The organism is Xanthomonas hortorum pv. cynarae, assembly GCF_002939985.1.
Taxonomy (GTDB): domain Bacteria; phylum Pseudomonadota; class Gammaproteobacteria; order Xanthomonadales; family Xanthomonadaceae; genus Xanthomonas; species Xanthomonas hortorum_D.
The window spans coordinates 22,226-47,141 of record NZ_MDFM01000023.1 but is presented as its reverse complement, the minus strand read 5'-3'; the positions used below and the strand labels follow the sequence as shown (position 1 = coordinate 47,141).

At 65.6% G+C, this 24,916-nt stretch carries 23 protein-coding genes and 2 tRNA genes; 13 read left to right on the top strand and 12 right to left on the bottom strand.

What is annotated here, in order from left to right; genetic code table 11:
- The first annotated feature begins 80 nt into the window (after nt 1-80).
- On the top strand, nt 81-392 hold the full coding sequence (locus XcyCFBP4188_RS15720) for a DMT family transporter (RefSeq protein WP_006451011.1): 312 nt from the start codon (nt 81-83) through the stop codon (nt 390-392).
- 10 nt (nt 393-402) lie between these two features.
- Here XcyCFBP4188_RS15720 and coq7 read toward each other — a convergent pair whose 3' ends face one another.
- The gene (gene coq7 / locus XcyCFBP4188_RS15715; RefSeq protein WP_006451010.1) at nt 403-1,056 is read right to left on the bottom strand and encodes a 2-polyprenyl-3-methyl-6-methoxy-1,4-benzoquinone monooxygenase; all 654 of its coding nucleotides are present in this window, start codon (nt 1,054-1,056) and stop codon (nt 403-405) included.
- 181 nt (nt 1,057-1,237) lie between these two features.
- Between coq7 and rplM the strand changes: the two genes are divergently transcribed.
- Together rplM and rpsI are read left to right on the top strand one after the other, a co-directional pair.
- Complete coding sequence (gene rplM / locus XcyCFBP4188_RS15710; protein WP_006451009.1) at nt 1,238-1,666, top strand: 50S ribosomal protein L13; 429 nt, start codon at nt 1,238-1,240, stop codon at nt 1,664-1,666.
- Between the two features lie 2 nt (nt 1,667-1,668).
- Complete coding sequence (gene rpsI, locus XcyCFBP4188_RS15705; protein ID WP_006451008.1) at nt 1,669-2,061, top strand: 30S ribosomal protein S9; 393 nt, start codon at nt 1,669-1,671, stop codon at nt 2,059-2,061.
- A gap of 155 nt (nt 2,062-2,216) precedes the next feature.
- On the opposite strand, the gene XcyCFBP4188_RS15700 is transcribed toward rpsI, so the two are convergent.
- Nucleotides 2,217-2,290: transfer RNA gene (locus XcyCFBP4188_RS15700), tRNA-Gln, on the bottom strand.
- 52 nt (nt 2,291-2,342) lie between these two features.
- Nucleotides 2,343-2,419: transfer RNA gene (locus tag XcyCFBP4188_RS15695), tRNA-Met, on the bottom strand.
- A 118-nt stretch (nt 2,420-2,537) separates the two neighbouring features.
- On the opposite strand from XcyCFBP4188_RS15695, the gene XcyCFBP4188_RS15690 reads away from it, so the two are divergent.
- The 3 genes from XcyCFBP4188_RS15690 (at nt 2,538) to bfr (ending at nt 4,152) form a co-directional block, all read left to right on the top strand.
- Nucleotides 2,538-3,155, top strand: a complete 618-nt coding sequence (locus XcyCFBP4188_RS15690) for an RNA pyrophosphohydrolase (protein WP_006451007.1) — start codon at nt 2,538-2,540, stop codon at nt 3,153-3,155.
- Between the two features lie 80 nt (nt 3,156-3,235).
- Nucleotides 3,236-3,445: a (2Fe-2S)-binding protein gene (locus tag XcyCFBP4188_RS15685; protein ID WP_006451006.1), complete on the top strand. Its 210-nt coding sequence runs from the start codon at nt 3,236-3,238 to the stop codon at nt 3,443-3,445.
- A gap of 236 nt (nt 3,446-3,681) precedes the next feature.
- The gene (bfr, locus tag XcyCFBP4188_RS15680; RefSeq protein ID WP_005990707.1) at nt 3,682-4,152 is read left to right on the top strand and encodes a bacterioferritin; all 471 of its coding nucleotides are present in this window, start codon (nt 3,682-3,684) and stop codon (nt 4,150-4,152) included.
- Between the two features lie 85 nt (nt 4,153-4,237).
- Here bfr and XcyCFBP4188_RS15675 read toward each other — a convergent pair whose 3' ends face one another.
- From XcyCFBP4188_RS15675 to XcyCFBP4188_RS15665, 3 genes are read right to left on the bottom strand one after another with little or no spacing between them, the layout of a single operon-like run.
- On the bottom strand, nt 4,238-6,505 hold the full coding sequence (locus XcyCFBP4188_RS15675) for an ATP-binding protein (RefSeq protein ID WP_046931858.1): 2,268 nt from the start codon (nt 6,503-6,505) through the stop codon (nt 4,238-4,240).
- A gap of 40 nt (nt 6,506-6,545) precedes the next feature.
- Nucleotides 6,546-8,504 carry an EAL domain-containing protein gene (locus tag XcyCFBP4188_RS15670; RefSeq protein ID WP_006451004.1) on the bottom strand — a complete coding sequence of 653 codons (1,959 nt, stop codon included), beginning with the start codon at nt 8,502-8,504 and terminating at the stop codon, nt 6,546-6,548.
- A gap of 38 nt (nt 8,505-8,542) precedes the next feature.
- Nucleotides 8,543-9,169, bottom strand: a complete 627-nt coding sequence (locus XcyCFBP4188_RS15665; protein ID WP_043888886.1) for a DUF4126 domain-containing protein — start codon at nt 9,167-9,169, stop codon at nt 8,543-8,545.
- Nucleotides 9,170-9,323: 154 nt separating this feature from the next.
- Here XcyCFBP4188_RS15665 and XcyCFBP4188_RS15660 point away from each other — a divergent pair, with 154 nt between their 5' ends.
- The 6 genes from XcyCFBP4188_RS15660 to XcyCFBP4188_RS15635 all read left to right on the top strand — a co-directional run bounded on the left by XcyCFBP4188_RS15660 (nt 9,324) and on the right by XcyCFBP4188_RS15635 (nt 14,916).
- Nucleotides 9,324-10,061, top strand: coding sequence for a DUF6776 family protein (locus XcyCFBP4188_RS15660; protein ID WP_104592422.1), 738 nt, complete (start codon nt 9,324-9,326; stop codon nt 10,059-10,061).
- 4 nt (nt 10,062-10,065) lie between these two features.
- Nucleotides 10,066-10,515: a bactofilin family protein gene (locus XcyCFBP4188_RS15655; RefSeq protein ID WP_006451001.1), complete on the top strand. Its 450-nt coding sequence runs from the start codon at nt 10,066-10,068 to the stop codon at nt 10,513-10,515.
- 83 nt (nt 10,516-10,598) lie between these two features.
- A complete protein-coding gene (gene erpA / locus XcyCFBP4188_RS15650) occupies nt 10,599-10,985 on the top strand; it encodes an iron-sulfur cluster insertion protein ErpA (protein ID WP_006451000.1) in 387 nt (128 codons plus the stop codon).
- A gap of 480 nt (nt 10,986-11,465) precedes the next feature.
- Complete coding sequence (locus XcyCFBP4188_RS15645) at nt 11,466-12,728, top strand: lipase family protein (RefSeq protein WP_043909235.1); 1,263 nt, start codon at nt 11,466-11,468, stop codon at nt 12,726-12,728.
- Nucleotides 12,729-13,052: 324 nt separating this feature from the next.
- On the top strand, nt 13,053-13,943 hold the full coding sequence (gene nudC, locus XcyCFBP4188_RS15640) for an NAD(+) diphosphatase (protein ID WP_043909217.1): 891 nt from the start codon (nt 13,053-13,055) through the stop codon (nt 13,941-13,943).
- A 79-nt stretch (nt 13,944-14,022) separates the two neighbouring features.
- The gene (locus XcyCFBP4188_RS15635) at nt 14,023-14,916 is read left to right on the top strand and encodes a membrane protein (protein WP_006450997.1); all 894 of its coding nucleotides are present in this window, start codon (nt 14,023-14,025) and stop codon (nt 14,914-14,916) included.
- A 42-nt stretch (nt 14,917-14,958) separates the two neighbouring features.
- On the opposite strand, the gene XcyCFBP4188_RS15630 is transcribed toward XcyCFBP4188_RS15635, so the two are convergent.
- From XcyCFBP4188_RS15630 to XcyCFBP4188_RS15615, 3 genes are all read right to left on the bottom strand, one after another.
- Nucleotides 14,959-15,369 (bottom strand): DUF2752 domain-containing protein, encoded by a 411-nt coding sequence (locus tag XcyCFBP4188_RS15630; protein ID WP_006450996.1) that lies wholly within the window; start codon nt 15,367-15,369, stop codon nt 14,959-14,961.
- A complete protein-coding gene (locus XcyCFBP4188_RS15625; protein ID WP_006450995.1) occupies nt 15,369-15,713 on the bottom strand; it encodes a CD225/dispanin family protein in 345 nt (114 codons plus the stop codon). Before XcyCFBP4188_RS15625 ends, XcyCFBP4188_RS15630 begins: the two co-directional genes overlap by 1 nt.
- Before the next feature lie 318 nt (nt 15,714-16,031).
- Entirely contained in the window at nt 16,032-17,954 is a 1,923-nt protein-coding gene (locus XcyCFBP4188_RS15615) for an MFS transporter (RefSeq protein ID WP_006450994.1), read from the bottom strand.
- 128 nt (nt 17,955-18,082) lie between these two features.
- On the opposite strand from XcyCFBP4188_RS15615, the gene XcyCFBP4188_RS15610 reads away from it, so the two are divergent.
- Nucleotides 18,083-19,273: an MFS transporter gene (locus XcyCFBP4188_RS15610; protein ID WP_006450993.1), complete on the top strand. Its 1,191-nt coding sequence runs from the start codon at nt 18,083-18,085 to the stop codon at nt 19,271-19,273.
- Between the two features lie 134 nt (nt 19,274-19,407).
- Here the strand turns inward: XcyCFBP4188_RS15610 and yccS are convergent, their stop codons facing one another.
- The 3 genes from yccS to purH form a co-directional block, all read right to left on the bottom strand.
- Nucleotides 19,408-21,621: a YccS family putative transporter gene (gene yccS, locus XcyCFBP4188_RS15605; RefSeq protein WP_043909214.1), complete on the bottom strand. Its 2,214-nt coding sequence runs from the start codon at nt 21,619-21,621 to the stop codon at nt 19,408-19,410.
- A 241-nt stretch (nt 21,622-21,862) separates the two neighbouring features.
- On the bottom strand, nt 21,863-23,158 hold the full coding sequence (gene purD, locus XcyCFBP4188_RS15600; RefSeq protein ID WP_006450990.1) for a phosphoribosylamine--glycine ligase: 1,296 nt from the start codon (nt 23,156-23,158) through the stop codon (nt 21,863-21,865).
- A 120-nt stretch (nt 23,159-23,278) separates the two neighbouring features.
- Nucleotides 23,279-24,862 (bottom strand): bifunctional phosphoribosylaminoimidazolecarboxamide formyltransferase/IMP cyclohydrolase, encoded by a 1,584-nt coding sequence (purH, locus tag XcyCFBP4188_RS15595; protein ID WP_006450989.1) that lies wholly within the window; start codon nt 24,860-24,862, stop codon nt 23,279-23,281.
- Nucleotides 24,863-24,916 lie beyond the last annotated feature (54 nt).

Here is a 24,916-nt window from a genome sequence, read left to right as displayed (position 1 = left end):
GTTCCACAGCCGACGGCGGCCCAGTGTGCAAACACTGGGTCGCTTTTTTTTTGTGCGTTTTTCAAGTGAGGAGTGATGCGATGCCCTGGATCTATCTGTTGTTGGCCGGCCTGTTCGAAATCGGCTTTGCCATGGGCCTGAAGTACAGCGACGGTTTTACGCGCCTGTGGCCGACCGTACTGACGGTCGGCCTGGCAGCCATCAGCCTATGGTTGTTGACGCAGGCACTGAAGACCATCCCGGTGGGAACCGGTTACGCGATCTGGACCGGCATTGGCGCAGTGGGCGTCACCATCGCTGGCATCGCGTTGTTCGGCGATAGCGCGTCGTGGGCGCGACTGGCGTGCATCGGCCTGATCGTTGCCGGTGTGATTGGCTTGAAGCTCGCCTAAAACGAACCGCCTAAAAGCGATAGGCGATGGTCTTCATCAGCTTGGAGGCCAGGGACATGGCGCTGGGAATCGGCGGCGGCAGGATGCGGGCGCCGGCCTGTTCGGCCTGATCGGCGTGGCGTGCTTCGTCGATCTTCATCACGCGCAGGATGGCGCGACTGCGCTGGTCGATCTCGGGCAGGGTTTCCAGGTGCTCGTCCAGATGGGCTTCGACCTGGCGCTCGGTCTCGACCACGAAGCCCAGGCTCCAGTCGTCGCCGCGCAATCCGGCCAGTGCGCCGAGGGCGTAGCTGCCGGCGTACCAGAGCGGGTTGAACAGGCTGGGGCGGCTGTCCAGTTCGTGCAGACGGTCGGCGCACCAGGCCAGGTGGTCGGTTTCTTCCTGCGCCGCTTCCAGCAAGTGTTGCTGGGTGTGGGCATCGCGGGCGACCGCGGCCTGGCCGAAATACAGGCCTTGCGCGCAGACCTCGCCGACATGGTTGATGCGCATCAGCCCGGCGGCATGCCGGCGTTGGTCTGGTTCCAGCGCGATGTCGGGCGTGTCGGCGGCTGGATTGGGTCGCTCGGCAGGCGGATTGCCGAATACCGTGTCCAGCGCGCGCTGGGCTTCGACCAGGAGCCGGTCGAGCGGGCTATGCAGTCGGAATGAGGAGGTCTGGGTCATCCGGCGATTCTGGCCCCCGGCTGGCGCGCTGCCAACCGCCCAGCGCCGGCCGGTGGGGCGACTTGCGCCGCCGCGGGGCGTCCCGTACAATCCCGCCTCTTCTGTTTCGCCTTCACAACGCGTGGCAAAGTTCCAGCGGTCATTACCGCTGCAATCCGCCCGACTACTCAAGAGCTTCCTCATGACTACGTTCACCGCCAAGTCCGAGACCGTCCAGCGCGACTGGTATCTCGTTGACGCCGCCGGCAAGACGCTTGGCCGTCTCTGCACCGAACTGGCTAGCCGCCTGCGCGGTAAGCACAAGCCGATCTATACCCCTCACGTCGATACTGGCGATTACCTCGTGGTGATCAATGCCGAAAAGATCGTGGTCACGGGCAACAAGCTGAAAGACAAGAAGTATCACCGCTTCACCGGCTACATCGGTAACTTGAAGACCGAGAGCCTGGAGCAGGCGCTGCAGCGCCACCCGGAGCGCGTGATCGAAATCGCCGTCAAGGGCATGCTGCCGAAGGGTCCCCTGGGCCGCACCATGTACCGCAAGCTCAAGGTCTATTCGGGTGCCGAGCATCCGCACGCCGCTCAGCAGCCGCAAGTTCTGGATATCTAATCATGGCTATCACGCAAAACTACGGCACCGGTCGCCGCAAGTCCTCCACCGCTCGCGTGTTCCTGCGCAAGGGTACCGGCAACATCTCGGTCAACGGCCTGCCGTTGGACAAGTTCTTCGGTCGCGAAACTGCCCGCATGATCGTGCGTCAGCCGCTTGAGCTGACCAAGAACACCGAAAGCTTCGACATCCTGGTCACCGCTTCTGGCGGCGGCACCACCGGCCAGGCCGGTGCGATCCGTCTGGGCATCGCCCGTGCGCTGGTCGAATACGACGAAACCCTGAAGTCCGAGCTGCGCAAGGCTGGCTTCATGACCCGTGACGCCCGCGAAGTCGAGCGTAAGAAGGTCGGTCTGCACAAGGCCCGTCGCGCTACCCAGTTCTCCAAGCGCTGATCCATCGCGTTTGCTGCGTCCCGGTTCGCCGGGGCGCCTGTTTCAAAAGCCCGGCCATGCCGGGCTTTTGTCGTTTTGGGGTGTGTAAATTGCGCTTGCCTGAAAGCGTTCGGGCAACAAAAAAGGCCCGATCTTTCGATCGGACCTTCTGTGTATGGCTGCCCCGGATGGATTCGAACCACCGATGCCTGAGTCAGAGTCAGGTGCCTTACCGCTTGGCGACGGGGCAATAAAACGTGTTGGGCCAAGATTATCGCATGCCCGTGTGCGCATGAATACCTTGGTGGCTATGGGTGGACTCGAACCACCGACCCCAGCATTATGAGTGCTGTGCTCTAACCGGCTGAGCTACATAGCCTAGGGAGCCGGCAATTCTTACCAAGCGTCCGTGTGTTGTCAAGCATTTCGTTTTCAGCTTGTGAGCTGGCCGTCGCCGTGGCAGAGTCGGTGACAGTAGATTTTCAGGAGTCCGCATCGTGATCGATCCGGACGGCTTCCGGCCAAACGTTGGCATCGTGCTGATGCGGCAAGACGGTCAGGTGTTCTGGGCACGACGTGTGCGCAGGGACGGCTGGCAGTTTCCGCAAGGTGGCATGAATACCGACGAGACACCCGTCGAAGCCATGTACCGCGAGTTGCGCGAAGAAACCGGGTTGTTGCCCGAGCATGTGTCCGTGCTCGGCGCCACCCCTGGATGGCTACGCTATCGCCTGCCCAGCCGGGCGGTGCGCCGCAACGAACGCCAGGTGTGTATCGGCCAGAAGCAGGTCTGGTTCCTGCTGCAATTCACTGGCGAAGAATCCCATCTCAAGCTCGACCATACCGATACTCCGGAGTTCGACCACTGGCGCTGGGTGGATTTCTGGTATCCGGTCGAGCATGTGGTGATGTTCAAACGCGGCGTCTACGCGCGCGCGCTGCGCCATCTGGCGCCACTGGCGCAGAACCTGGCGGGGCCGGCCGCTGTCGGTGTGATGCCCGAGCGTGCGCTGGAGGCGTGGTTGCCAGGCAGCAGCGCAGCGGGGCACGACAGCCCGCGTAAGCGTCCGCGTAAGCGCAGCGGGGCTCGCACGGTGCGGATTAATAATGATTAACGTTTGGAATTGACACCTATTCTCGTTTGCGGTGCAATCAGTCCCGGTCCTCTCCGGATCGCCAGCACCCGACCGATACCGTGTACGTCTGCATCTGTAATGGGGTCACCGACCACCAGATCCGCGAAGCGGCCCAGAGTGGCTGCGCCAGCCTGGCCGAGCTGACCATGCGCACCGGCTGTGGTTCCAACTGCGGTTCTTGCCTGGAGATGGCCAGCGACCTGCTGAGCCAGGCGCACGCGACCCGCGCGCTGCCGTTGCCCATGCTGGGCCTGGCGAGCGCAGCCTGAGGCGTGCGACGTCGCGCGCCGTGACGTCCGGTAGATCCGACCAGCGTCTCTCGAACCTCTTTCCAGGATTGCGCCGTCCACGGTTTTCCTTCGAGATCGAGCGCGGGGTCGTCGCAGCCTAAGGGCAGTACACAGCGGTCGACCCACGCGTCCCGCAACTGATCACGATTCGCGTTCCTTCATGCGTCGCGCCAACGCGTTAGAGTGCGGCCGGCTCACTGTCTCGGAGACATCGCATGAAAGGCGATACCAAAGTCATCGAGTACCTCAACAAGGTGCTCTACAACGAACTCACTGCGATCAACCAGTACTTCTTGCACGCCAAGATGCTGAAGAACTGGGGCCTGAAAGAACTGGCCGAGCATGAGTACAAGGAATCCATCGACGAGATGAAGCATGCGGACAAGCTGTCCGACCGCATCCTGTTTCTCGAAGGGCTTCCCAATTTTCAGGCGCTGGGCAAGCTGCGTATCGGTGAGAACCCGACCGAGATGTTCCGTTGCGATCTGGCGCTGGAGCGCGAAGCGGTGGCGGTGCTGCGCGAGGCGGTGGCGTATGCGGAGACCGTCAACGACTACGTGAGCCGTCAGCTGCTGGTGGACATCCTGGAGTCTGAGGAAGAGCACATCGACTGGCTGGAAACCCAGCTGGATCTGGTGGCGCGGATTGGCGAGCCGAATTATTTGCTGACCAAGCTGGATGATTGAGGTCTGCTGAGGGAGCTGTCGGGTTGTTCTTGGGCGGCGCGTTTTGTTGGCTACCTGGTATGACTCGGCCTAGGCTCCTGATCGCTCAGCCGGCGGCGTGGGTCTTGGCTTGCAGGCGGGCGACCTGGCCGAGCAGTGCCAGGCGGGCGCGGGCGTATTCGGCGATGACCAGCGCCACCATGACCGACGGGCGTTCGACGGTGCCGGTGCGTGCGGCCAGTTCGATGCGGCGTGCTGCGTTGGAGACCGCCTGGGCGCCGACGTTGGCGCTGGACGACTTGAGCGTGTGGGCCAAATCGCGCAGCTGCATGCTGTCGCGATTGGCTGCTGCGGTTTCCAGTCGTTCGATGATGCCTGGCGCGTCTTCCAGGAACAGCTGCAGGATGGTGATGGTGTCTGCGCCCGCCACCTCGTACAGCTCGTCGATGACGCTGTTGTCCAGGATCGGCAGCGCACGCGCCTGAGCGGCGTTGCTGGCGCTTTCGGACTCCACACTGGCTGCGCCACCACTGGTCGGACCGGGCAGCGCCGGCTGGCGTGGCAGCCAGCGCTGCAGGCAGGCATCCAGTTGTTCGCGCGCGACCGGCTTGGACAGATAGTCATCCATGCCGGCGGCCAGGCAGCGTTCGCGATCGCCGGCCATGGCGTTGGCAGTCATCGCCACGATCGGGATCGGGCGGCCGCCACTTTCGGTTTCCATCGCGCGCCAGCGCCGGGTGGCGGCATAGCCGTCCAGTACCGGCATCTGGCAATCCATGAAGACCATGTCGTAGCGGGTGGAGTCCATGCTGCTCAGCGCGGCTTCGCCATCGGTGGCGGTGTCGGCGTCGAAGCCGAGCACCGCCAGCAGCTTCTGCGCGACCAGCAGGTTCACCGGGTTGTCTTCCACCAGCAGGATGCGCACCTCGCGTGCGTTGGCCAGCGGTGGCGCCAACGGCTCGGGGATCATCGCCGAGGCCAGCGTGAGTGATTGGACCGGCTTCGGATCGGGCGGCAGCACCAGCGAGCGCAGCGTCTCGTCCGGACTCTGGCGCGGCACCAGGGTGGCGTGGTCCTGCAGTTCGGACGGCACCGGTTCGTCGCCGTAGAGCCAGATCAGGCGCGAGCCGCCGAGGTCTGCGGGCTGGGCCAATGCGCGATGCACGGCGCGGGCGCTGTAGCGCAGTGTGTCGTGGTCGGCGATGACGCAGCGGAAACCTTCGGTGTCGCTGTGGCGGCGCACGCGCTCCAGCGCTTCCTGGGTGGTTTCCATCAGCACACTCGACACGCCCCAGCTGTCGAGCAGGCGCTTGAGGCGCTGCGACAGGCGCGTGTCGGAACTGATCACCATGACGCGTGCGGCGTCGGCGCCGGTGTTCTGCTGCAGGTCGCCGATGACCTTGAGCAGCGGGATCTCGAACCAGAAGGTGGCGCCGCGCCCGGGCTCGGATTCCACCCCGATGCGGCCGCCCATCAGGTCGATGATGCGCTTGCAGATCGCCAACCCCAGCCCGGTGCCGCCGTACAGGCGGGTGGTGGAGGCGTCGGCCTGGGCGAAGGAGCGGAACAGACGCGCCTGCTGGTCCTGCGCAATGCCGATCCCGGTGTCGCGGATCTGGAAGCGCAGCAGATGCTGAGCGCGGGTTTCGCCAAGACGACGCAGCTGGATATCCACGCTGCCACGTTCGGTGAACTTGATTGCGTTGCCGATCAGGTTGCCCAGCACCTGGCGCAGGCGGATCGGGTCGCCGCGCACCAGCAGGCGCACCGATGGCTCGATCTCCAGACCGATGCGCAACTGGCGGCCTTCGGCGGTGCGCTGCAACAGCTGCACGACGCCGTCGAGCAGTTCGCGCAGGTTGAAGGTGGTGATCTCCAGTTCGAGCTTGTTGGCTTCGAGTTTGGAGTAGTCGAGGATGTCGTCGACGATGCGCAGCAGCTGCAGCGAACTGCCGGTGGCGGTCTGCAGCATGTCGCGCTGGTCCAGGCTGAGCTGGCCGCTGGAGATCAGTTCCAGCATCGGAATGATGCCGTTGAGCGGGGTGCGGATCTCATGGCTCATGGTGGCCAGGAATTCGCCCTTGGCCAGCGTGGCGGCCTCGGCGGCCTGTTTGGCGCGCAGCAGTTCCTGCTCGAGTTCGCCCTGGCGTTGCAGCTCCTGCTGCAGGCGCTCGCGGGCGACCTCGGCTTCTTCCAGGCGTTGCGCCAACGCATGCTGCGCGCGTGCACTGCGATACGCGGCGATGGCAGCGCACACGCCCAATACCACCGCGAGTGCTGCAGATGTTGCCGTCAACGCCAGCCAGGGACCATCGATGGCAGACCACTGCAGGCCTGCCCCTAGCGCTGCGGTAAGGGCGGCCAGCGTGGCCAGGCTGCTCCAGGCGCGAAGGCCTCCTGCCCGCGCTGTCACTTCACAGCACCGCGTTCGTGAAGTCGAAGTCCAGTTCCTTGCCGACCGTCTGCACCAGGTTGCCCTGGATGAAGTCCACGCCGCTCATCCACATCGCCGCGGCCGCCTGCGGATCTTCGATGCGCTGGCCGATGATCAGCAAACCGCGCTGATGGGCGATATCGATCACGCTGCGCAGTTGATCGCGCACTGTGGCATTGCCGTGGGCGTCGGCAAAGCGGTTGGCCATGCGCACGAAACTCAGCGGCAATTGGCTCAGCAGCGCGTTGGCTTCGTCGCCGGGCTCGAACTGGCTGAGGCAGAACTGCACGCCAGCCGGCATCAGCTTGGCGCAGAACTGCTGCACGGTGACCGCGTGGATCAAGGCATCGTCCAGGCGCAGATCCACGATCAGCGATTGCCCGGCCACGCCGCGTTCGACCAGCGCCGTGAGCAGCCAGTCGGCGAAGGCATCGCGCGCCAGTGTGCGCGGGGATTGCGAGACGAACAGGCGCAGCGGCGGATGGGCATGCTGGTACAGATGCAGCAGGCCGAGCGCGTGGTCCATGACCTGCTGGTCCAGATCGGCGATGCGTCCGGCGGCTTCGGCGGCGGGAATCACCTGGCCGGCCGACAGCAGCGTGCCATCGGCCTGGCGCAGCCGCAGCAGCACCTGGTACTGCGCGGTGTCGCCGCCGGCCACCGCCACGATCGGCTGGTAGGCCAGTTCGAGCTGGCCTTCGACCAGGCGCAGTTGCTCCTGTTGCTCGGCCTGGCTGGGGGCCAGGTAGACCTGCACGCCGTCGCTGCGCAGGCGTGCCTGCAAGGCGGTGCGTTCGACCGCTTCCAGCGCGCTGCCGGTGTCGTCGAAGCCAAGTCCCAGCGGTGCGACGCCAATGGCGCAGCGCACGTGCACGGATTCTTCTTCGCGCACCGAGAAGGCATTGGCTGACAGCCGCTGGCGGATCTCCAGCGCGTGCTGTTCCAGGCTGTTTTCGGGCATGTCCACGCCCAGCAGCAGGAAGCTGTTGTCGTTCAAACGCGCCAGTGGATACGGGTGCGCAGCGCTGGCCAGGCGATGGCCGGCCTGGGTCATCAGGCGCTCGTAGGCGGCATAACCGTAGCGCTCACGCAGGCCGAGCGCACTGGCGATTTCGATGAAGAACAAGCCGCCGGACTGCTTGCGCGCCAGCGCCTCGGCGAGCAGTCCCATCACATGGTTGCGCGTCGGCAAGCCGGTTTCCGGATTGCTGCGCACGCTGACCTGTTCGCCGGTCTGTTGCAGCGCCTGTTGGCGCGCGCGGCGAATGCGGTTGGACACTGCGGCGATCAAGTGGCGCGGGCGGATCGGCTTGGTCAGGAAATCGTCGGCGCCGCTGTCGAGCACTTCGAACTGGCGCTCCGGATCCGGGTCGCCGGTCAGGAACACGATCGGCAGCAACTGCTGGCCGGGTTGTTGGCGGATCAAGGTGGTCAGGCGGATGCCGTCCAGCTCGGGCATGTGCAGATCCATCAGGATCAGATCCGGGTGGTAGTCCTGGATCGCCTGCGGCACGCTGGCGGCGGTCATTTCCACCTGCGCATGCATGCCGGCACCGTGCAACACGCTTTGTGCGAACAAGGCTTGCGAGCGGTCGTCCTCGACGATCAGTACGCGATATGGCGCATCTGCCGCCACGCTGCCGTCGCCTTCGCGGGTTGCCGCCTGTGTGGTGGATGGCGGTGCTGCCGGCGTGGCGCGCGCGGCGCTGATCGAGGTCACCGTTTGCGCCTGAGCTCCCGGCGCGGCCGGGCCGGGCGCAGCCACGCCCGCAGGTGCGGGAATGATTGCCGCACTCACCTGCGCGGCGCTGTCGGAGGCAGCAGCGGCCTCGTCGGCCCAACGGCGCCAGTAGTCGGCCGGCGGCGTTTCCGCGCGCAGCAGACGATTGCGCGTGGCGGTGTCGTCACGGGTGAAAGGAACCGGATCTCGGGCGGCCATCGATACTCCCTGCAGTCGCGATGATTATGCGATGAACTTCACGATAGTGGGGACCTGCGTGCCGCCGGCGTGGTGGCTGCACGCGTGGGTGCGACCAGCCGACGCATGCCCCGCCACAGCAGGCGCCATACCCACCACACCACCAGCGCGGCGAGCACGCTGGAGCCCACTGCAACACTCAGTGCCAGCCACGGATGCGCCAGTGCCAGCGCCAGTGCGGTGGTGGCGACGGCGTCTTCGGTGAGCGATGCGATCCAGTTGCTGGCCGGCTCCGGCGAGGTGTTGAGCAAGGCGCGGGTGCCGGCCTTGAGCGTGTGACTGGTCAGCGCCACGCCTGCGCCGGCCGCCAGGGCGCCCGTGCCCAGATCGCCATCGGGCGAGAGCGTGGCGGCAGCCAGAAACGCACCGGCCGGCACGCGGGCGAGCGTCTGCAGCAGGTCCCAGCCCGAATCCACGCCGGGGATCTTGTCGGCGAAGAATTCGGCCACCGCCAGTGCGCCCGAGGTGCCGAGCACCCACCAGGACTGTGCCGGGTGCAGGGCGGGCGGCAGTTCGATCCAGCCGAGCAGGCCGGCCAGGCCGACGCCGAACACGGTGAGATAGACACGGATGCCGGCCAGCCAGGCCAGCAGGATGCCGATCACGAACAGGTGGGCTTCGCTCATGGCGTCGTCAGTCTCTGCAAACAATTGCAGAACTATCGCAGAATTTTGGCAGAACTTTGGGATAACCGCCGGTCCAGCGCCAGCACGACGGGCGGTGGCGCTCTGGCACACTACGCCGCCCATGACTGCGCCGGCCTGTCCGGATCCGATGCCCATGCGACCAGCCGCACGCGTTCAGATCGTCCAACGTGACTCGGGTGGTGGCCGTTCCAGCGGCCGCTGGCTGTGGTTGGTGATCGCCCTGGTGTGGCTGGCATCGCTGGGCGGGGTGTGGTGGATGGCCAGCCGCACCGCCGCGCCGCGTCTGGTCGAGGCCGAGGCGGCGTTGCAGCAGGCGCAGCGTAGTCAGGCCCAGCAACGACGGCTGATCGAGCAACTACAGCAGCGCCAGGTCAATCTGGCGATGTCCGACAAGATCAGCCGCGCCGCCAATACCGAGGTGCAGGCCTCGCTGGCAGAGCGCGACGAACAGATCGCCGCACTACGCGCCGATGTGGCGTTCTACGAGCGGCTGGTGGGCTCCACCGCGCAGCGCAAGGGGCTCAACGCGCATTCGGTGCAGTTCACCGCCGAGGCCGGCGGCACCTGGAATTACAGTGTGGTGCTGACCCAGAACCTCAACCGCGGTGCGATCAGCCAGGGCCAGCTGCGCTTTGCGGTGGAAGGTGTGCGCGCCGGCAAGCTGGTGACGGTGAGCTGGAACGAGCTGCACCAGAAACCCGACGCCGCCGGGCAGCCGTATTCGTTCCGCTATTTTCAGCAATTGGACGGCAGCGTGATCCTGCCGAAGGATTTCACTCCGCAACGTGTCAAAATCTCCCTGAGCGGCGATGGGGCGCCGGTCAATCAGACATTCGACTGGAAAGTCGCCGGCAATGGCGCGGGGGAGTAGCTCTATGTTCGGAAACAAGTCCAACCGTGGTGCGCAGACCGTGGTCGACACCTTGATCGGGCCGCAAGTGATCATTCGCGGCGACCTGATGTTCAGCGGCGGGCTGTATGTGGAAGGCCGCATCCTGGGCAAGGTCATTGCCGAAGACGGCGCCAGCGCCATCCTGACGGTGGCCGAGCAGGGCAGCATCGAGGGTGAAGTGCGCGCGCCGGTGGTGATCATCAACGGCCAGCTGACCGGCGATGTGCATGCCGCCGAGCGGGTCGAACTGGCCGCCAACGCGCGCGTGGAGGGCAATGTGCATTACCAGGTGGTGGAGATGAGCGCCGGTGCGCAGCTCACCGGACGGTTGATCCACGCCGCCAGTGCAGGCGCAACTGCCGCGTTGCCGGCGCCGGACGCCAGCCGCGCCGAGCCTTTCAAAACCCTGCAAGCCGAAACCGCCGACGCCTGAATGCCTTGTGCGCGGCTGAAGCGCGGTACGGGGTTCGGCAGCCACCGCTTGAAGTGGGGCCGCCTGGCCCCCATGCTGACGCCATGAGCACGCTCGTTTCGCTTCCCACCGCCGCTCCGGCACCGGACTATCAGTCCATCGACCGGCCACTGAACTTTTCCGTGGCCGCCGCCGCCAAGGTGCGCGAGCTGATCCAGGAAGAAGGCAATGCCGAGCTGGCATTGCGTGTGTACATCCAGGGCGGCGGCTGTTCCGGCTTCCAGTACGGCTTCGAGTTCGATGAAAACCGCGCCGAAGACGATCTGTCCGTGGCCACCGATGGCGTGACGCTGTTGGTCGACCCGCTGAGCCTGCAGTACCTGATGGGTGCCGAAGTGGACTACACCGAAAGCCTGACCGGTGCGCAATTCGTGATCCGCAATCCCAATGCCAAGACCACCTGCGGGTGCGGTAGCAGCTTCAGCGTCTAAACCAGGCGCGGTTGCTTGAGCTTGCGCGTGTCGTTGATGCGGTGGTCGATTTTTTAAGCGCCGGGTGATGGGATCTACGCACTGCGCGGATGATCGCCAAGGTGTCGGTGGTGCGCGATGCGCTACCAGAGCGCATGTCTAACGCGTTGCAAACATTTCCGTGCTGCGGGTTTCGCCGGGCGCGCGCAAGCTTCGTGCGCGCGAGGTGTCGCGCGCGTGGCGGCGGCCATACTGCCCGCATGCTCAATGCCGGTGCTACGACATGCTCGCCTTACTCCCTGCATCGTGTCTCGACCTGACGCGCGCTGGCGGCACTCGCCATTGCGCCCAGCGAGCGTGCCGCACACAGCACCCATCCCACGCCATGGCGTCGCGACCACATTGCCAGCTCCCGCGCGTTGATCGGACAGCTAGATGCCGATCCTGCGTGCCGTAGATCACTGTTACCCGTTCCGTTCCTTCACCAGAGAACATCTCATCATGTTGCAACTCACATCCCGATCGGCGTTCGGCCTGTTGACCATGCTTGGCATCGCCGGCGCGGTGCTTGCGCCCAGCGCCCAGGCATCGCCTGCACGTGGCACCTTGCTCAACAGCAATTTTCTGACCAGCTACACCCGGGATGCGATTGCCGCATCGCTTGCCTCCGAGCCAGCGGCCGAACAGCCCAAATGCAACGTGCGCGTGGCCGAGTTCACCTATGCAACGATCGGCGTCAATGGCGAACCGGCCACCGCATCGGGCGTGGTGCTGATTCCAGGTGGCGAGCGCTGCAGCGGGCCCTATCCGCTGCTGGGCTGGGGCCGGTCGACCGCGACCATTCGCAATGAGGAGCAGGCCAAGGACATCCGTGACGCCAAGGGTGACGACCCGCTGGTCACGCGTCTGGCCAGCCAAGGCTATGTCGTGGTCAGCAGTGATTATCTGGGGCTGGGGAAATCCAGCTACGGCTTCCATCCTTACCTGCATAGCGCGTCCGAGGCGAGTGCGACGGTCGATGCACTACGCGCGGCGCGCAGCGTTCTGCAGCGGTTGAATACGCCGCTGTCCGGCAAGGTCATGCTGTCGGGGTATTCGCAAGGCGGCCATGCCGCACTGGCCACCCAGCGTGAGATCGAGGCGCATCTGTCCAAGGAGTTTCAGTTGGTTGCCAGCGCGCCGATTTCCGGGCCTTACGCGCTGGAGCAGACCTTTGTGGACAGCTGGAGCGGAAGCAACGCGGTAGGTGAAAGCAGCTTCGGCATCATTTTGGGCAGCTATGCCATCGTCGCGATGCAGCACACGTATCGCAATATCTATCTGGCCGCGGGGCAGGTGTTTCAGGATCCGTGGGCGGCCAGGGTCGAGGCGCTGTTCCCCGGCAAGCTGGGCCTGACCGATCTGGTCCTTGGCGATACGCTGCCAGGGATAGACCAGCTCAAGGCGTATTTCCAGCCCGGGTTCTACCGTGATGTTGCCAGCAACCCCAACAACCCGTTCCGCAAGGATCTGGCGCGCAACGATCTGCTGGACTGGGCGCCGCAGACGCCGACGCTGCTGTGCGGTTCGTCCAACGACGCGACCATCCCGCTCAAGAACGCGGTGACCGCGATCGCCGGCTTCAAACGTCGTGGCAGCACCCAGGTCGCGCTGGTCGACATCGGCAGTGGCGACCCCAACGACAACTCGGCATTCGTCCATCTGACGACCAATGAACCGTGCATCGTCGCGGTGCGGCATCAGTTGCTGGACAAGCAGCGCTGACGCGACGCTCATCGGTTCGATTCGATCTGCCGGATGCGGATGATCTGCAGGTCAGGGATCTGTCGAAAGCCGGCCCAGTGACGCCGCCGCTCAGATGCTAGCGGCGAGGCGGAGGATGACGGCGGAGTCGGACATCGTTGCCTGAGTGCTGTGACAACTGCGCGCTGCCTCGCGATCCGGGCAGCGCGCACCTTGTGCTGTCACCACGCAGCAATCAACCGGCCTGCGCTGCTGGCATCCACGTCTGAACACGCGCCGGTAGTGAGGGCGTCAGAGTGTGTGCGACGGTTGCAGGCGATGCCGATTATCGGCAGGCTTGCGCCGATGTCCGAGTCTCTCTTTTCAACCTCCGAATGTGCCTTCACTCACGCGCCGCTCGATCGTGGCGATCTGTTGCGTGACGATCCCGATGCATTGGCGCGTCTGTGGCCGCAGGGCCGCGTCTTGTTGCTCGATGCCAAGGGCGCTGCGCTCGCCGACGCGCAGGGCCAGCCCTTGCTGATGGAGGGCGCGGCGCTTGGCGACGGGCCGGAGGCGGCGATTTTTCTGGGCCTGCGCGATGACGTCGGCTGGTTTTGCTTGCCGGCCGATCAGAGCGGCGTGCAGGCGCCGCAAAGCATCGATCTGCGGCAGGCCGCTGCCGATTGGCCGGCCGACATCGCCACAGCCTTCGCCTATGCGCGCGCGATGTTGCATTGGCAGTCGCGCACGCGTTTTTGCGGCGTGTGTGGCGGGGCGATCGCCTTCCGGCGTGCCGGCTTCATCGCGCATTGCACGCGGTGTCAGACCGAGCATTACCCGCGCGTGGATCCGGCCATCATCGTGGCGGTCAGCGATGGCGAGCGCGTGTTGTTGGGGCGGCAGGCAAGTTGGGCGCCGGGGCGGTATTCGGTGATTGCCGGCTTCGTCGAACCTGGCGAATCGCTGGAGCAGACGGTGGCGCGTGAAGTCTTCGAAGAAACCCGCGTGGTGGTGCAGGACTGCCGCTATCTGGGCGCGCAACCGTGGCCCTTCCCGGGTGCGTTGATGCTGGGTTTTACCGCGCGTGCTGCAGCCACCGAGGTGCCGCAGGTGACCGGCGAGCTGGAAGACGCGCGTTGGGTCACGCATGCCGAGGTCACCGCTGCCTTGGCGGGCGAGGGCAGCATCGGCTTGCCGCCACGTATTTCCATCGCGCGCGCGCTGATCGAGCACTGGCACCGCACGCATGGTTGAGCCTGGCCGATCACTGCAACGCGGGCAGATCAGGTGCGCTGGCATCGGCTCGGCTAGACTCGGCTGAGGAGGCCCACCCATGTTCACCACCCTGGTTGCTGTCGTCGTCGCACTTGCACTGGGGCACCTGGTGCCTGCTCACGTGGTGCGGCTGCGACGTTTTGAATGGTTCGCCCACTGGTTGCGCCGGCTGGACAGTCATGCGGCCGGGCGCGGTGCGTGGCAGGGGCGCTATGGCGTGCTGCTGGCGCTGTTGCCGGCCTTGCTGGTTGTCCTGCTGCTGCAATGGCTGCTGGACGATGTGTGGCGCGGGTTTTTGGCCTTGCTGTTCGGTGTGGCGGTGCTGGCCTGGACCTGGGGGCCGCGCGACCTGGATCGCGATGTGGAAGCGGTGATCGATGCCGACGAGCCCGGCGCGCGTCGCGATGCGATTGCGCAGTTGCAGGCAGCCGGCGGCAGCGTGCATGAAGATGCGCCGTCGCTGGTGGAAGCGGTGGTGGTCAACGGCCTGCGGCGCTGGTTCGCAGTGTTGTGGTGGTTTTTGCTGCTGGGGCCGTTCGGGGCTGTGCTGTACCGGCTCACGGCGTTGGCGGTGGAAAGCCCGCTGTCGGTACTGCTGCCGCCACGCAATCTGGCCGGCGCGCGTTGGCTGCTGGCCGCGCTGGAATGGCCGGTGGCGCAGTTGATCACCGTCTCGATGGCGCTGGTGGGCAATTTCGACACGGTGTTCCGCGCCTGGCGGCAAGCGCACGGCAATCGCTGGTCGTTGGAGCCGCACTTCTTGGGTGCGGTGGCGCGTGCCAGCGTCAGTGCCGAGCTACGCGAAGAAGCGCACGACTACACCGATTCGGGGCTGGTGCCGGTATGGCGCCGCCTGCCGGAAGTGCGCGATGCGATGAGCCTGGTCTGGCGCGTGCTGCTGCTGTGGATGGTGGTGCTGGCGTTGCTGGTGATTGCCGGGTGGGTGCGGTAGCCGCGCAGCCTTCATTTCGATCGAGCGGCTGTTCGCGACCTGCTAACCCGGTGCCAGCAAGGTAAACGGGTACCACGGCAAATTCCTGGCAACCCAATACGTCGGCAACGCCCATAACCAGAACTTCGGCTCGGACATCACTGCCACGACGGGTGCGAACCAGCGCGCACGCCAGCCGGCTTTCCAGGCGATCAGGCCGGGCAGGGTGAACAGGCCGAGGACGGCGGCGGGGTTCATGGCGAAGGCGCCGGGCAGATCGAAGTGCACCAGCGCGTACAGCGCGCGGGTCATGCCGCAACCGGGGCAATAGCAGCCGGTCACGGCACGGAACACGCAAGGCGGGAACGGGCTGTTGCTCGCGTTCGGATCGAAGCGATACAACAAGCTCACGCCAAAGGCGGCCACGCTGGTGGCCGCCCCGAGTCCAAGCCAATGGCGTGGACGCAATTCCATTACTGCATGTGCTGCAACTGCTGCATGTAGTCCATGTAGCCCTGCATGCCGCCGGTGGCGACCATGCCGATGTTGATCAGCAGGCCGATGACGGCCAGCACGCTGGTCACGATGCACCAGGTCTTGGCAGTGTTGGAGGCGCGCCGTGCGCCGTCGATATCGCCCTGGTTGAGCAGGCCGTTGACCTTGCTGGAGAACACGATCGCCACGATGCCGCTGATCAGGGCCGGGCAGCACAGGCAGAAGCCGAGCACGGTGGAGACGATCGCCCAGATCAGGTGGTTCGGGACCGGGCCGGGTGCGGCGCTGGACGAGGGATGGATCGGCGGTGGGATGGCACTCATGGTGAAGCTCCTTGGGTGGTAAACGACTGCGAACTGATGGGTGAGTGGGGAGGGTTATCGGGTGCGTGCCGCGGCAATGGCGACGGTCGTAGGCACAGGTACACAACGGCCGCACATGGCTACCGGCGCGATCGCCGGCCGCTGCAATGAGCAGCAGCGGCCGATCGCGGCAGACGCCTCAGGCGCGATGATGTTGAGCACGACGACTTCCCCCGGTACGACCTGTCGCGTTCGCCAGGCGAGCGCGGCGGCAAAACGTGTGATGGCGCACAGGCTACTCGCGGCGCGCGACGGACGCAAAGCCCGCGCTCGCCGCACTTATGGCTGATCCTGACGCAGCGCCCGCACCTGCTGTTCGAGCAGCGCGGCGGTCGCCTCGTTGCCGGGAACCGCTGCCGCGGCGGCCACTTCGATATGCGCGCGCATCCTGCGCGGTACGCGCATGCGGCCCAGGCGGGTGTCGCGGTGGCTCCACATGCTCGACCACATGCCGCGCAATGCCATCGGAATCACCGGCACCTGGCGGCGCTCGAGGATCTTTTCCACACCCGATTTGAACGGCGCAATCTCGCCATCCTTGGTCAATGCACCCTCGGGGAAGATGCACACCAGCTCGCCATCGGCGAGCGCGGCATCGATGCGGTCGAAGGCCTGTTGCATCAGCGCGGGATCTTCGCGCGCGCCGGTGATCGGGATGGCCTTGGCGGTGCGGAAGATCCAGCGCATCACCGGGATGCGGAAGATCTTGTAGTACATGACAAAACGCACCGGGCGCGGGATCACCGCCGACAGGATCAGCGCGTCCATGTAGCTGACATGGTTGCACACCAGCAGCGCGGCGCCTTCGTCGGGCACGTGGCGCTCGATGCCGTGCAGGCGCGGCCGATACAGCGCGCTCACCAGCACCCAGCTGAGAAATCGCATCAAGAACTCGGGCACCAGCGTAAAGATCCATAGCGCCACCAGCGTATTGGCCAGCGCCAACGCGAGGAACACCTGCGGAATGCTCAGGCCCGGCAGCGGAATGCGCACGCCGAACAGCACCAGCTGCGGCAGCTGCAGCGCGATGCCGATGATGGCCGCAGTGACGATGAACAACGAGTTCTGGATATTGAGCCCGGCAATCACCCGCGAGAGTTCGGCCTTGGGCGTGCGGCTCTGGATCAGCGCGAACAACGGCACCACGAACAAACCGGTGAACAGGCCGATGCCGACCAAGTCCACGATCAGGCGCACGCTGCCGGGCTGCTGCACAAACTGGCCGATCGACAGATCGGTGGTAGGCGCGACGCCGGGACGCGCGAAATAAAGATCCAGCAAAAACGCGCTGATGCCGAACGCGCCAAGCGGCACCAATCCGATTTCCACAGTGCGCCCGGACAGCCGTTCGCACAGCAGCGAACCCACGCCGGTGCCGATCGAAAACAGCGCCAGCGCGAAGACGTACAGATCCTGCTGGCCGCCAAGATTGACCTGTGCGTATGTGGGCAACTGTGCGGTCAGCACGGTGCCGACGAACCAGAACCACGACACCCCGAGCACCGCGTTGCGCACCGCCGGCGTGCGCCGGGTCAGGCGCATGATGGCGCGCGACTCGGGGATCGGGTTCCAGTTGATCTTTAGCTCGGGCGCGCCGGCATCGACCTTGGGCACCAGCCGCGCCACCAGATTGCCGGTGACGGCGATGGCAATGACTGCGGTGGCCGCGGCCTCCGGGCCATGGCTGCCGGCGATCTGGAAGATCAGCCCGCCGAAGATCATGCCGCACAGGATCGAGATCGAGGTGCCCATCTCGACCAGGCCATTGCCGCCGGTGAGTTCCTCGGGTTTGAGCACCGAGGGCAGGATCGAATATTTCACCGGCCCGAACAGCGTGGACTGCAGGCCGGTGCAGAACAACGCGATCAGCAGGATCGGCATGTTCTCGGTGAGAAAGCCCACCGCCGCTAGCGACATGATCGCGATCTCCATCGTGGTGGTGATCACGATGAGTTTCTGCTTTTCCAGCTTCTCGGCGATCTGCCCGGCCAATGCGGAGAACAGGAAGTACGGCAGGATGAACAATGCCGGCGCCAGATTGGTGTAGAGCGTGCGCTGCGCCGCATCGATGCCCAGGTAGAACAACAGGCCGATGATGGCCTGCCGATAGACATTGTCGTTGAACGCCCCCAACGCCTGCACGGCGAAGAACGGCAAGAAGCGGCGCTGCCTGAGCAGGGCGAACTGACTGTGACCGGACATGCAGTTTCCTTTGCGAACGCGCGCAGCCTAGCAGGCTTCCACGGCGGGCTGGTGCATGGTGCGATGCGCGCTTGGAAGATGCCGCGTCACCGCCCACACTGCGCGCCTCTCCTTACCAGACTCCTGTCATGACCGTGCAATCCGCTACGCATCCACCATTGCCGCGCCGGCTGGTGCTGCTGATGGCCGCCGCCACCGGGCTGGCGGTGGCGAGCAACTACTACGCGCAGCCGTTGCTGGAGACGTTGGCGCAGGCATTCGGGATCCAGGTGCGTAGTGCCGGGGCGGTGGTGACTGCCGCGCAGCTGGCCTATGCGGTGGGGCTGCTGTTGCTGGTGCCGCTGGGCGACCGGCTGGAGCGGCGCGGGCTGATCGTCGGGCTGTTCGTGCTCAGCGCGCTCGGCCTGCTGGTGAGCGCGGCCTCGCACAGTTTCGGCATGTTGCTGGCGGGCACCATCGTGACCGGTGCCAGCTCGGTGGCGGCGCAGATTCTGGTGCCGTTTGCGGCGACCCTGGCCGCGCCCAAGGAGCGCGGGCGGGTGATCGGCACGGTGATGAGCGGGTTGTTGCTGGGCATCCTGCTGGCGCGTACGGCCGCCGGGGTGCTGGCCGGTGTTGGCGGCTGGCATACGGTGTACTGGATTGCATCAGGTTTACTGCTGGTCACGGCCTGGCTGTTGTGGCGCGGCTTGCCGCGGCATCCGGGCAATGCGCAGTTGTCGTATCCGCAGCTGGTGGGCTCGGTGCTGACGCTGTTGCGCGACGATGCGGTGCTGCGTTCGCGTGCGGTGCTGGGCGGGCTGATCTTTGCCGGCTTCAGCATGTTCTGGACCACGCTGGCGTTTTTGCTGTCCGGGCCACGTTATGGCTATGGCACGGCGGTGATCGGGCTGTTCGGTTTGATCGGTGCGGCTGGTGCGCTGGCCGCCAATCGCTCCGGGCATTGGTCCGATCACGGGCATGGCGATCGGGTCAGTTGGGGCGGGCTGGTGATGTTGCTGCTGTCGTGGGGATTGCTGGCGTTTGCGCCGCAATCGATCGGCTTGCTGATCGTCGGCGTGCTGCTGCTGGATATCGCGGTGCAAGGCGTACATATCGCCAACCAGAGCGTGATCTATCAGCGCAATCCCAATGCGCGCAATCGCATTACCTCGGCCTACATCACCTGCTACTTCATCGGCGGCGCGGTGGGTTCGACCTTGGGCACGGCGGCGTATGCGCAGGCCGGCTGGAACGGCGTGGTGATCGGTGGCGCGGTGCTGGCGGTGGCGGCGTTGGGGTGGGTGTGGCTGAGCGTGGCGCGCAAGCAGTGGAAGTAAATGCGGCTGACAGAGCGACGACGCGGCCATCGGATGAAGGTGGCCTGTGCTTGCATCGCATTGCCCGTGATCCGGCTGTCCACATGGATGCTGCATTGGTTGCGCGGCATCCTTGTCCACAGGCTAAGGACGCGTTAGGCCTTGTTGATCGCCAACCGGGTGGTGCTGTCTGCCGGTGCAGTGGTGACCGCCATCGCCGCAGCACGCAGCTTGGGCAACAAGCGCAGGGTCAGTGCCAACTGGTCGCGCACCAGGCGCTGCTTGGGCGGCAGTTGCACGGCATGTTGTTCCAGCGCTTCGGCGGTGGCCACTTCTTCGGTTTCGTCGTGCACGGGCAGCGGTTGGCGTTCGCGCAAGGCGGTGGCGATTTCGCCCAGCGCGCGCTGCAGATACTCGCCGGCCTGCGCGATGCTGGGGTCGTGTTCGCCATCGAGTGCGGCGCGATGTGCACCCAGTGCAGACAGATAGCCGAGCAAGGTGTTGGACAGTGCCAGGAAGCGGAAGCCCGCGTCCAGATTGCGCCGATAGCGGCCCGGTTCGCGCAGCATGTTGGACAAGGCCACCGACAAGGCGGCATCGGCGTTATGCATGTCGCGGCGCGCGATGCGGTACGGCAGGTCGTCGCGCATGCCGCTGGCGTATTGCTCCAGCACCTGGGTGAGATAGCGCGCGCAGCTGGCCAGCACCGTGGCCATCACCTGGTTGAGGCGGCGGCCCTGCCAGTCCGGCAGGATCAGGAACGAGGCGGCCGCGGCAATCGCGCAACCGATCAGCGTGTCGATCAGGCGCGGCCAGATCAGCACGAAGCCATCGCCGAGCAGGTTGAAGCAGAACAGCGCCATCACCGTGATGCCGGCGGTGGCCAGCATGTAGCGATCGGTGCGGGTGATGAAGAAGATCAGTGCGGCGGCCAGTGCCAGCAGCAGCTGCACTTCGGTGCCGGGGAACAGCTGCATCAGCGCCCAGGTGGCGACCAGGCCGATCAAGGTGCCGGCGATGCGCTGCACCAGCCGCAGGCGGGTGGCGCCGTAGTTGGGCCGGCACACGAAGGCAGTGGTGAGCAGGATCCAGTAGCCGTTGTCGGCATGGATGGATTGCATGATGGCGTAGCCGACCACCAGCGCGATGGCCATGCGCAGGCCATGGCGGAACAGCACCGAGCCGGGCGTGAGTTGCTGGCCCAGGCGTGCGGCCATTTCGCGCAAGGTGTGCGGCGAGGAGTCGCGCAGACGGGTGTCGAGATTGTCGCTGGTGGAATCGGATTGCGCCGCCTCCGACAGCTTGCGTTCGATGCTTTGCAGGTTGGTCACCAGCAGTTCCAGCGCGCCGAGCAAACGTGCGAGTGCCGGGTCGGCACGCGCGTGCAGGTAGTCCAGCGATTGGCGCAGGTCTTCGGTGGCCAGGCGGCTGTTGTCGCCGTAATCGAACGGGTGGCGTAGGCGAATCGCCTCGCCCAACGCCGCGCAGGCCTTGCCCTGCAACGCGAGCAGGCGCTGGCAGCGATACAGCACATCGCTGTGGAAGAACGCATCGGTCAGCGCTTCGTAGGGATAGTGCGAGGAACTGGCGCGCTCGTGGAATTCCTGCGCCATGTAATACAGCCGGAAATACAGGCCCGATTGCACGCCCGGCCGCCCCGAGCGGCCGAAGCGGCTCATGATCGCGGTCTTGGCGGCGTTGAGCGCGCCGACCACCTTGGCGTTCTGCTCGGCCAGCGCCAGCCGGCGTGCATGCAGGTCGCTCTGCCGCACCGGTTCGAACAGATCGGCCTTGAGCTTGAGATAGCGGCCCAGCTCGAAGAACAGCCGCGACAGCCGCTCGCGTACCGGGCGGTTGGCGAACAACAGGGTCCACAGGATCGACAGCACGCCATACCAGGTGGCGCCGATCAGCAGCAGCGCCGCGCCGTGCCAGGCGATCAGCGGATCGTGGCTGCCGTGCTGGTCCATGCCGATCATGGCGTAGATCGACAAGGCCACGGTGGCCTGCGCGATCGAGGCGTAGCGCTCGCCCAGTGCGCCGAGCAGGGTCAGCGAAAACGTCGCCACCGCCATGCCGATCACGAATGCCAGCGGATACGGAAACAGCAGCACCACCGACGCCGCAGCGGCGGCGAAACACAGCAGCGAGAGCAGCACCGATTTGATGCGGCCCAGCCAGTTGTCGTCGGTTTCGGCAATGGCGCTGGCGATCGCGCCCAGGAACAGCGCCGGCACCGCGGTGAGCTGCTGCCAGTGCCAGCACACGCCCATCGCCACTGCCAGCGCGATGAACACGCGCAGGCCATAGCTGGCCTTTTCATGGGCCCACAAGCGGCTCAGGCGGGTTTCGAAGGAAGAAGTGGCCACAGTCTCTGCAAGGCAAGGTGCCCGGGCATTATTGCCGCAGGCACGCGCCATCGGTGTGGAGGGCGGCTAATTCTTTGTCAGTAGGGCGGCGTTTGTGCGGATTGGAGCCGATTGCGCGACGACGGTGCCTGCGCCGCAGCCAAGTCGCACGTGCCTTGCGCGCAGCTGCATGCTGCGCGTCCGGCCAACTGCACGGGCATGTATCGCGCTTGACGACCTTGCAAGGTGTGGTTGCGAGTGCTCAGCCCTGTGCGTCGCGCTCGCGGGCGATCGCGCGCCAGCCGATATCGCTGCGCTGGAAGGCGTTGGGCCAGTGGATCGGCTGCAGGCCGGCATACGCGGCGCGCTGTGCGTCCTGCACGCTGTCGCCCAGGGCGGCCACGCACAGCACGCGGCCACCGGCGCTGATCACCTGCCCGTCGGTATTCAACGCGGTGCCGGCATGGAAGACCTTGGCGTTGGCCGGCACTGCGTCCAGGCCGGTGATGACCTCGCCGGTGATCGGGGATTCGGGATAGGGCTTGGCCGCGATGACCACGCCCAGCGAGGGGCGCGGGTCCCACTGCGCTTGCGCGCTATCGAGCTTGCCGTCGATGGCCGCTTCGAGCAGATCGACCAGATCCGATTGCAGCCGCAGCATCACCGGCTGGGTCTCCGGGTCGCCGAAGCGCACGTTGAATTCGATCACCTTGGGCGCGCCCTGCGCATCGATCATCAGCCCGGCGTACAGGAACCCGGTGAACGGTACGCCGTCGGCGATCATGCCTTGCACGGTCGGCTCGACCACCTCGCGCATCACCCGCGCGTGCACCTCGGGCGTGACCACCGGTGCCGGCGAGTACGCGCCCATGCCGCCGGTATTGGGGCCGGTGTCGCCATCGCCGACGCGCTTGTGGTCCTGGCTGGTGGCCATCGGCAAGGCGTGTTTGCCGTCGACCATCGAAATGAAGCTGGCTTCTTCGCCGTCGAGGAACTCCTCGATCACCACGCGCGCGCCGGCATCGCCGAACGCATTGCCCGAGAGCATGTCGCGCACCGCGTCTTCGGCCTCATTCAACGTCATCGCCACGATCACGCCCTTGCCGGCGGCCAGGCCATCGGCCTTGACCACGATCGGTGCGCCTTTCTCGCGCACATAGGCAAGTGCTGCGTCCACTTCCGTGTGCACCGCGTAATACGCGGTCGGGATGCCGTGACGCGCGAGAAAATCTTTCGCGAACGCCTTGCTGCCTTCCAGCTGCGCCGCCTTGGCGGTGGGCCCGAAGATGCGCAGGCCAGCGGCATGGAAGCGGTCGACCACGCCCAGCACCAGCGGCACTTCCGGGCCGACCACGGTCAGCGCGACGTCTTCGCGCTGTGCCAGCGCGAGCAAGCCATCCAGATCATCGACCTTGATCGCCACATTGCGGCACTTGGGTTCGGTCGCGGTGCCGGCATTGCCGGGTGCCACCAGCACCTCGCTCACTTGCGCGGACTGCGCGATCTTCCAGGCCAGGGCATGTTCACGGCCGCCGGAGCCGATGACGAGGATTTTCATGTGAGTGCCGAGATTGGGGAGTCGTGATTGGGGATTGGTTGAAGCAAGGCGGAGACCGGAAACAGGAGAGACCAGAGCGATGTTGCCACTCCCGAATCCCCACTCCCGAATCCCGGCACTTCAGTGCCTGAAATGCCGCACGCCGGTAAACACCATCGCGATACCGTGCTCGTCGGCGGCGGCGATCACTTCGCCGTCGCGCATCGAGCCGCCGGGCTGGATCACCGCCTTGATGCCGGCAGCGGCGGCGGCATCGATGCCGTCGCGGAACGGGAAGAATGCATCGGAGGCCATCACCGAGCCGGCCACCGTGAGCTTGGCTTCTTCGGCCTTGAGCGCGGCGATCTTGGCGCTGACCACGCGGCTCATCTGCCCGGCACCCACACCGATGGTGCGGTGGTCCTTGGCGTAGACAATCGCGTTGGATTTGACGTACTTGGCCACGCGCCAGGCGAACAGCAGATCGCCCAGTTCGGCCTCGCTGGGCGCGCGCTGGGTGACCACGCTCAGTTCGCCCAGCGACATGCCGCGGTTGTCGGATGACTGCATCAGCAGGCCCGAGCCGATGCGCTTGGTGTCGTAATTGTTGAGGCCGTTGCCGTGCGGGATCTTGAGCACGCGCACATTGGCTTTTTTGGTCGCGTACTCGAGCGCGCCGGGCGCGTAGTCCGGGGCGATCAGCACCTCGACGAACTGGCGATCCAGGATGGCTTTCGCCGTCGCTGCATCGAGGGTCTTGTTGAAGGCCAGGATGCCGCCGAAGGCGCTGGTCGGGTCGGTCGCATAGGCCAGCTCGTAGGCATCGCCGCAGGCCGCGCCCACCGCCACGCCGCAGGGGTTGGCGTGTTTGACAATCACGCAGGCCGGTGCATCGAACTGGCGCACGCATTCCCATGCCGCGTCGGCGTCGGCCAGGTTGTTGTAGCTCAGCTCCTTGCCCTGCAACTGCTGGAAGGTGGCCAAGGTGCCCGGCACCGGATACAGGTCGCGGTAGAACGCGCCGGACTGGTGCGGGTTTTCGCCGTAGCGCAGGTCCATCACCTTGATGAAATTGGAATTGATCTGCGCCGGGAACGGGCTACGCGTGGGCACACTTTCGGCGCAATCGGCCACTGCCGAGAGATAGTTGCTGATCGCCGCGTCGTACTGCGCCACGCGGTTGAACGCAGCCACCGACAACGCAAAGCGCTTGGCCGCCGACAATTGACCGTCGTTGGCATCGAGTTCGGCCAGCAACTCGGCGTACTGCGCCGGGTCGGTGGCCACCGCCACGCGGGCGAAGTTCTTCGCCGCCGAGCGCAGCATTGCCGGGCCGCCGATGTCGATGTTTTCCACCGCATCGGCCAGTGTGCAATCGGCCTTGGCGGTCACCGACTCGAACGGATACAGGTTCAGCACCAGCAGGTCGATCGGCACGATGCCGTGTTCGGCCATCACCGCTTCATCGATGCCGGCGCGGCCGAGCAGGCCGCCGTGCACCAGCGGGTGCAGGGTCTTGACGCGGCCGTCCATCATTTCCGGGAAACCGGTCAGCTCGGCGACGTCGGTGACCGGCAAACCGGCCTCGCGAATCGCCTTGGCGGTGCCGCCGGTGGACAGCAGCTCGACGTGACGCGCCACCAGCGCGCGGGCCAGATCGATCAGGCCGGTCTTGTCGGAAACGGAGAGCAGGGCCCGGCGCACGGGCAGGAAATCAGAGGCCATCGGTGGTGGATGTCATTGCGGGGCAGCCGATATTGTAGGCCGCGACAGCGCGCG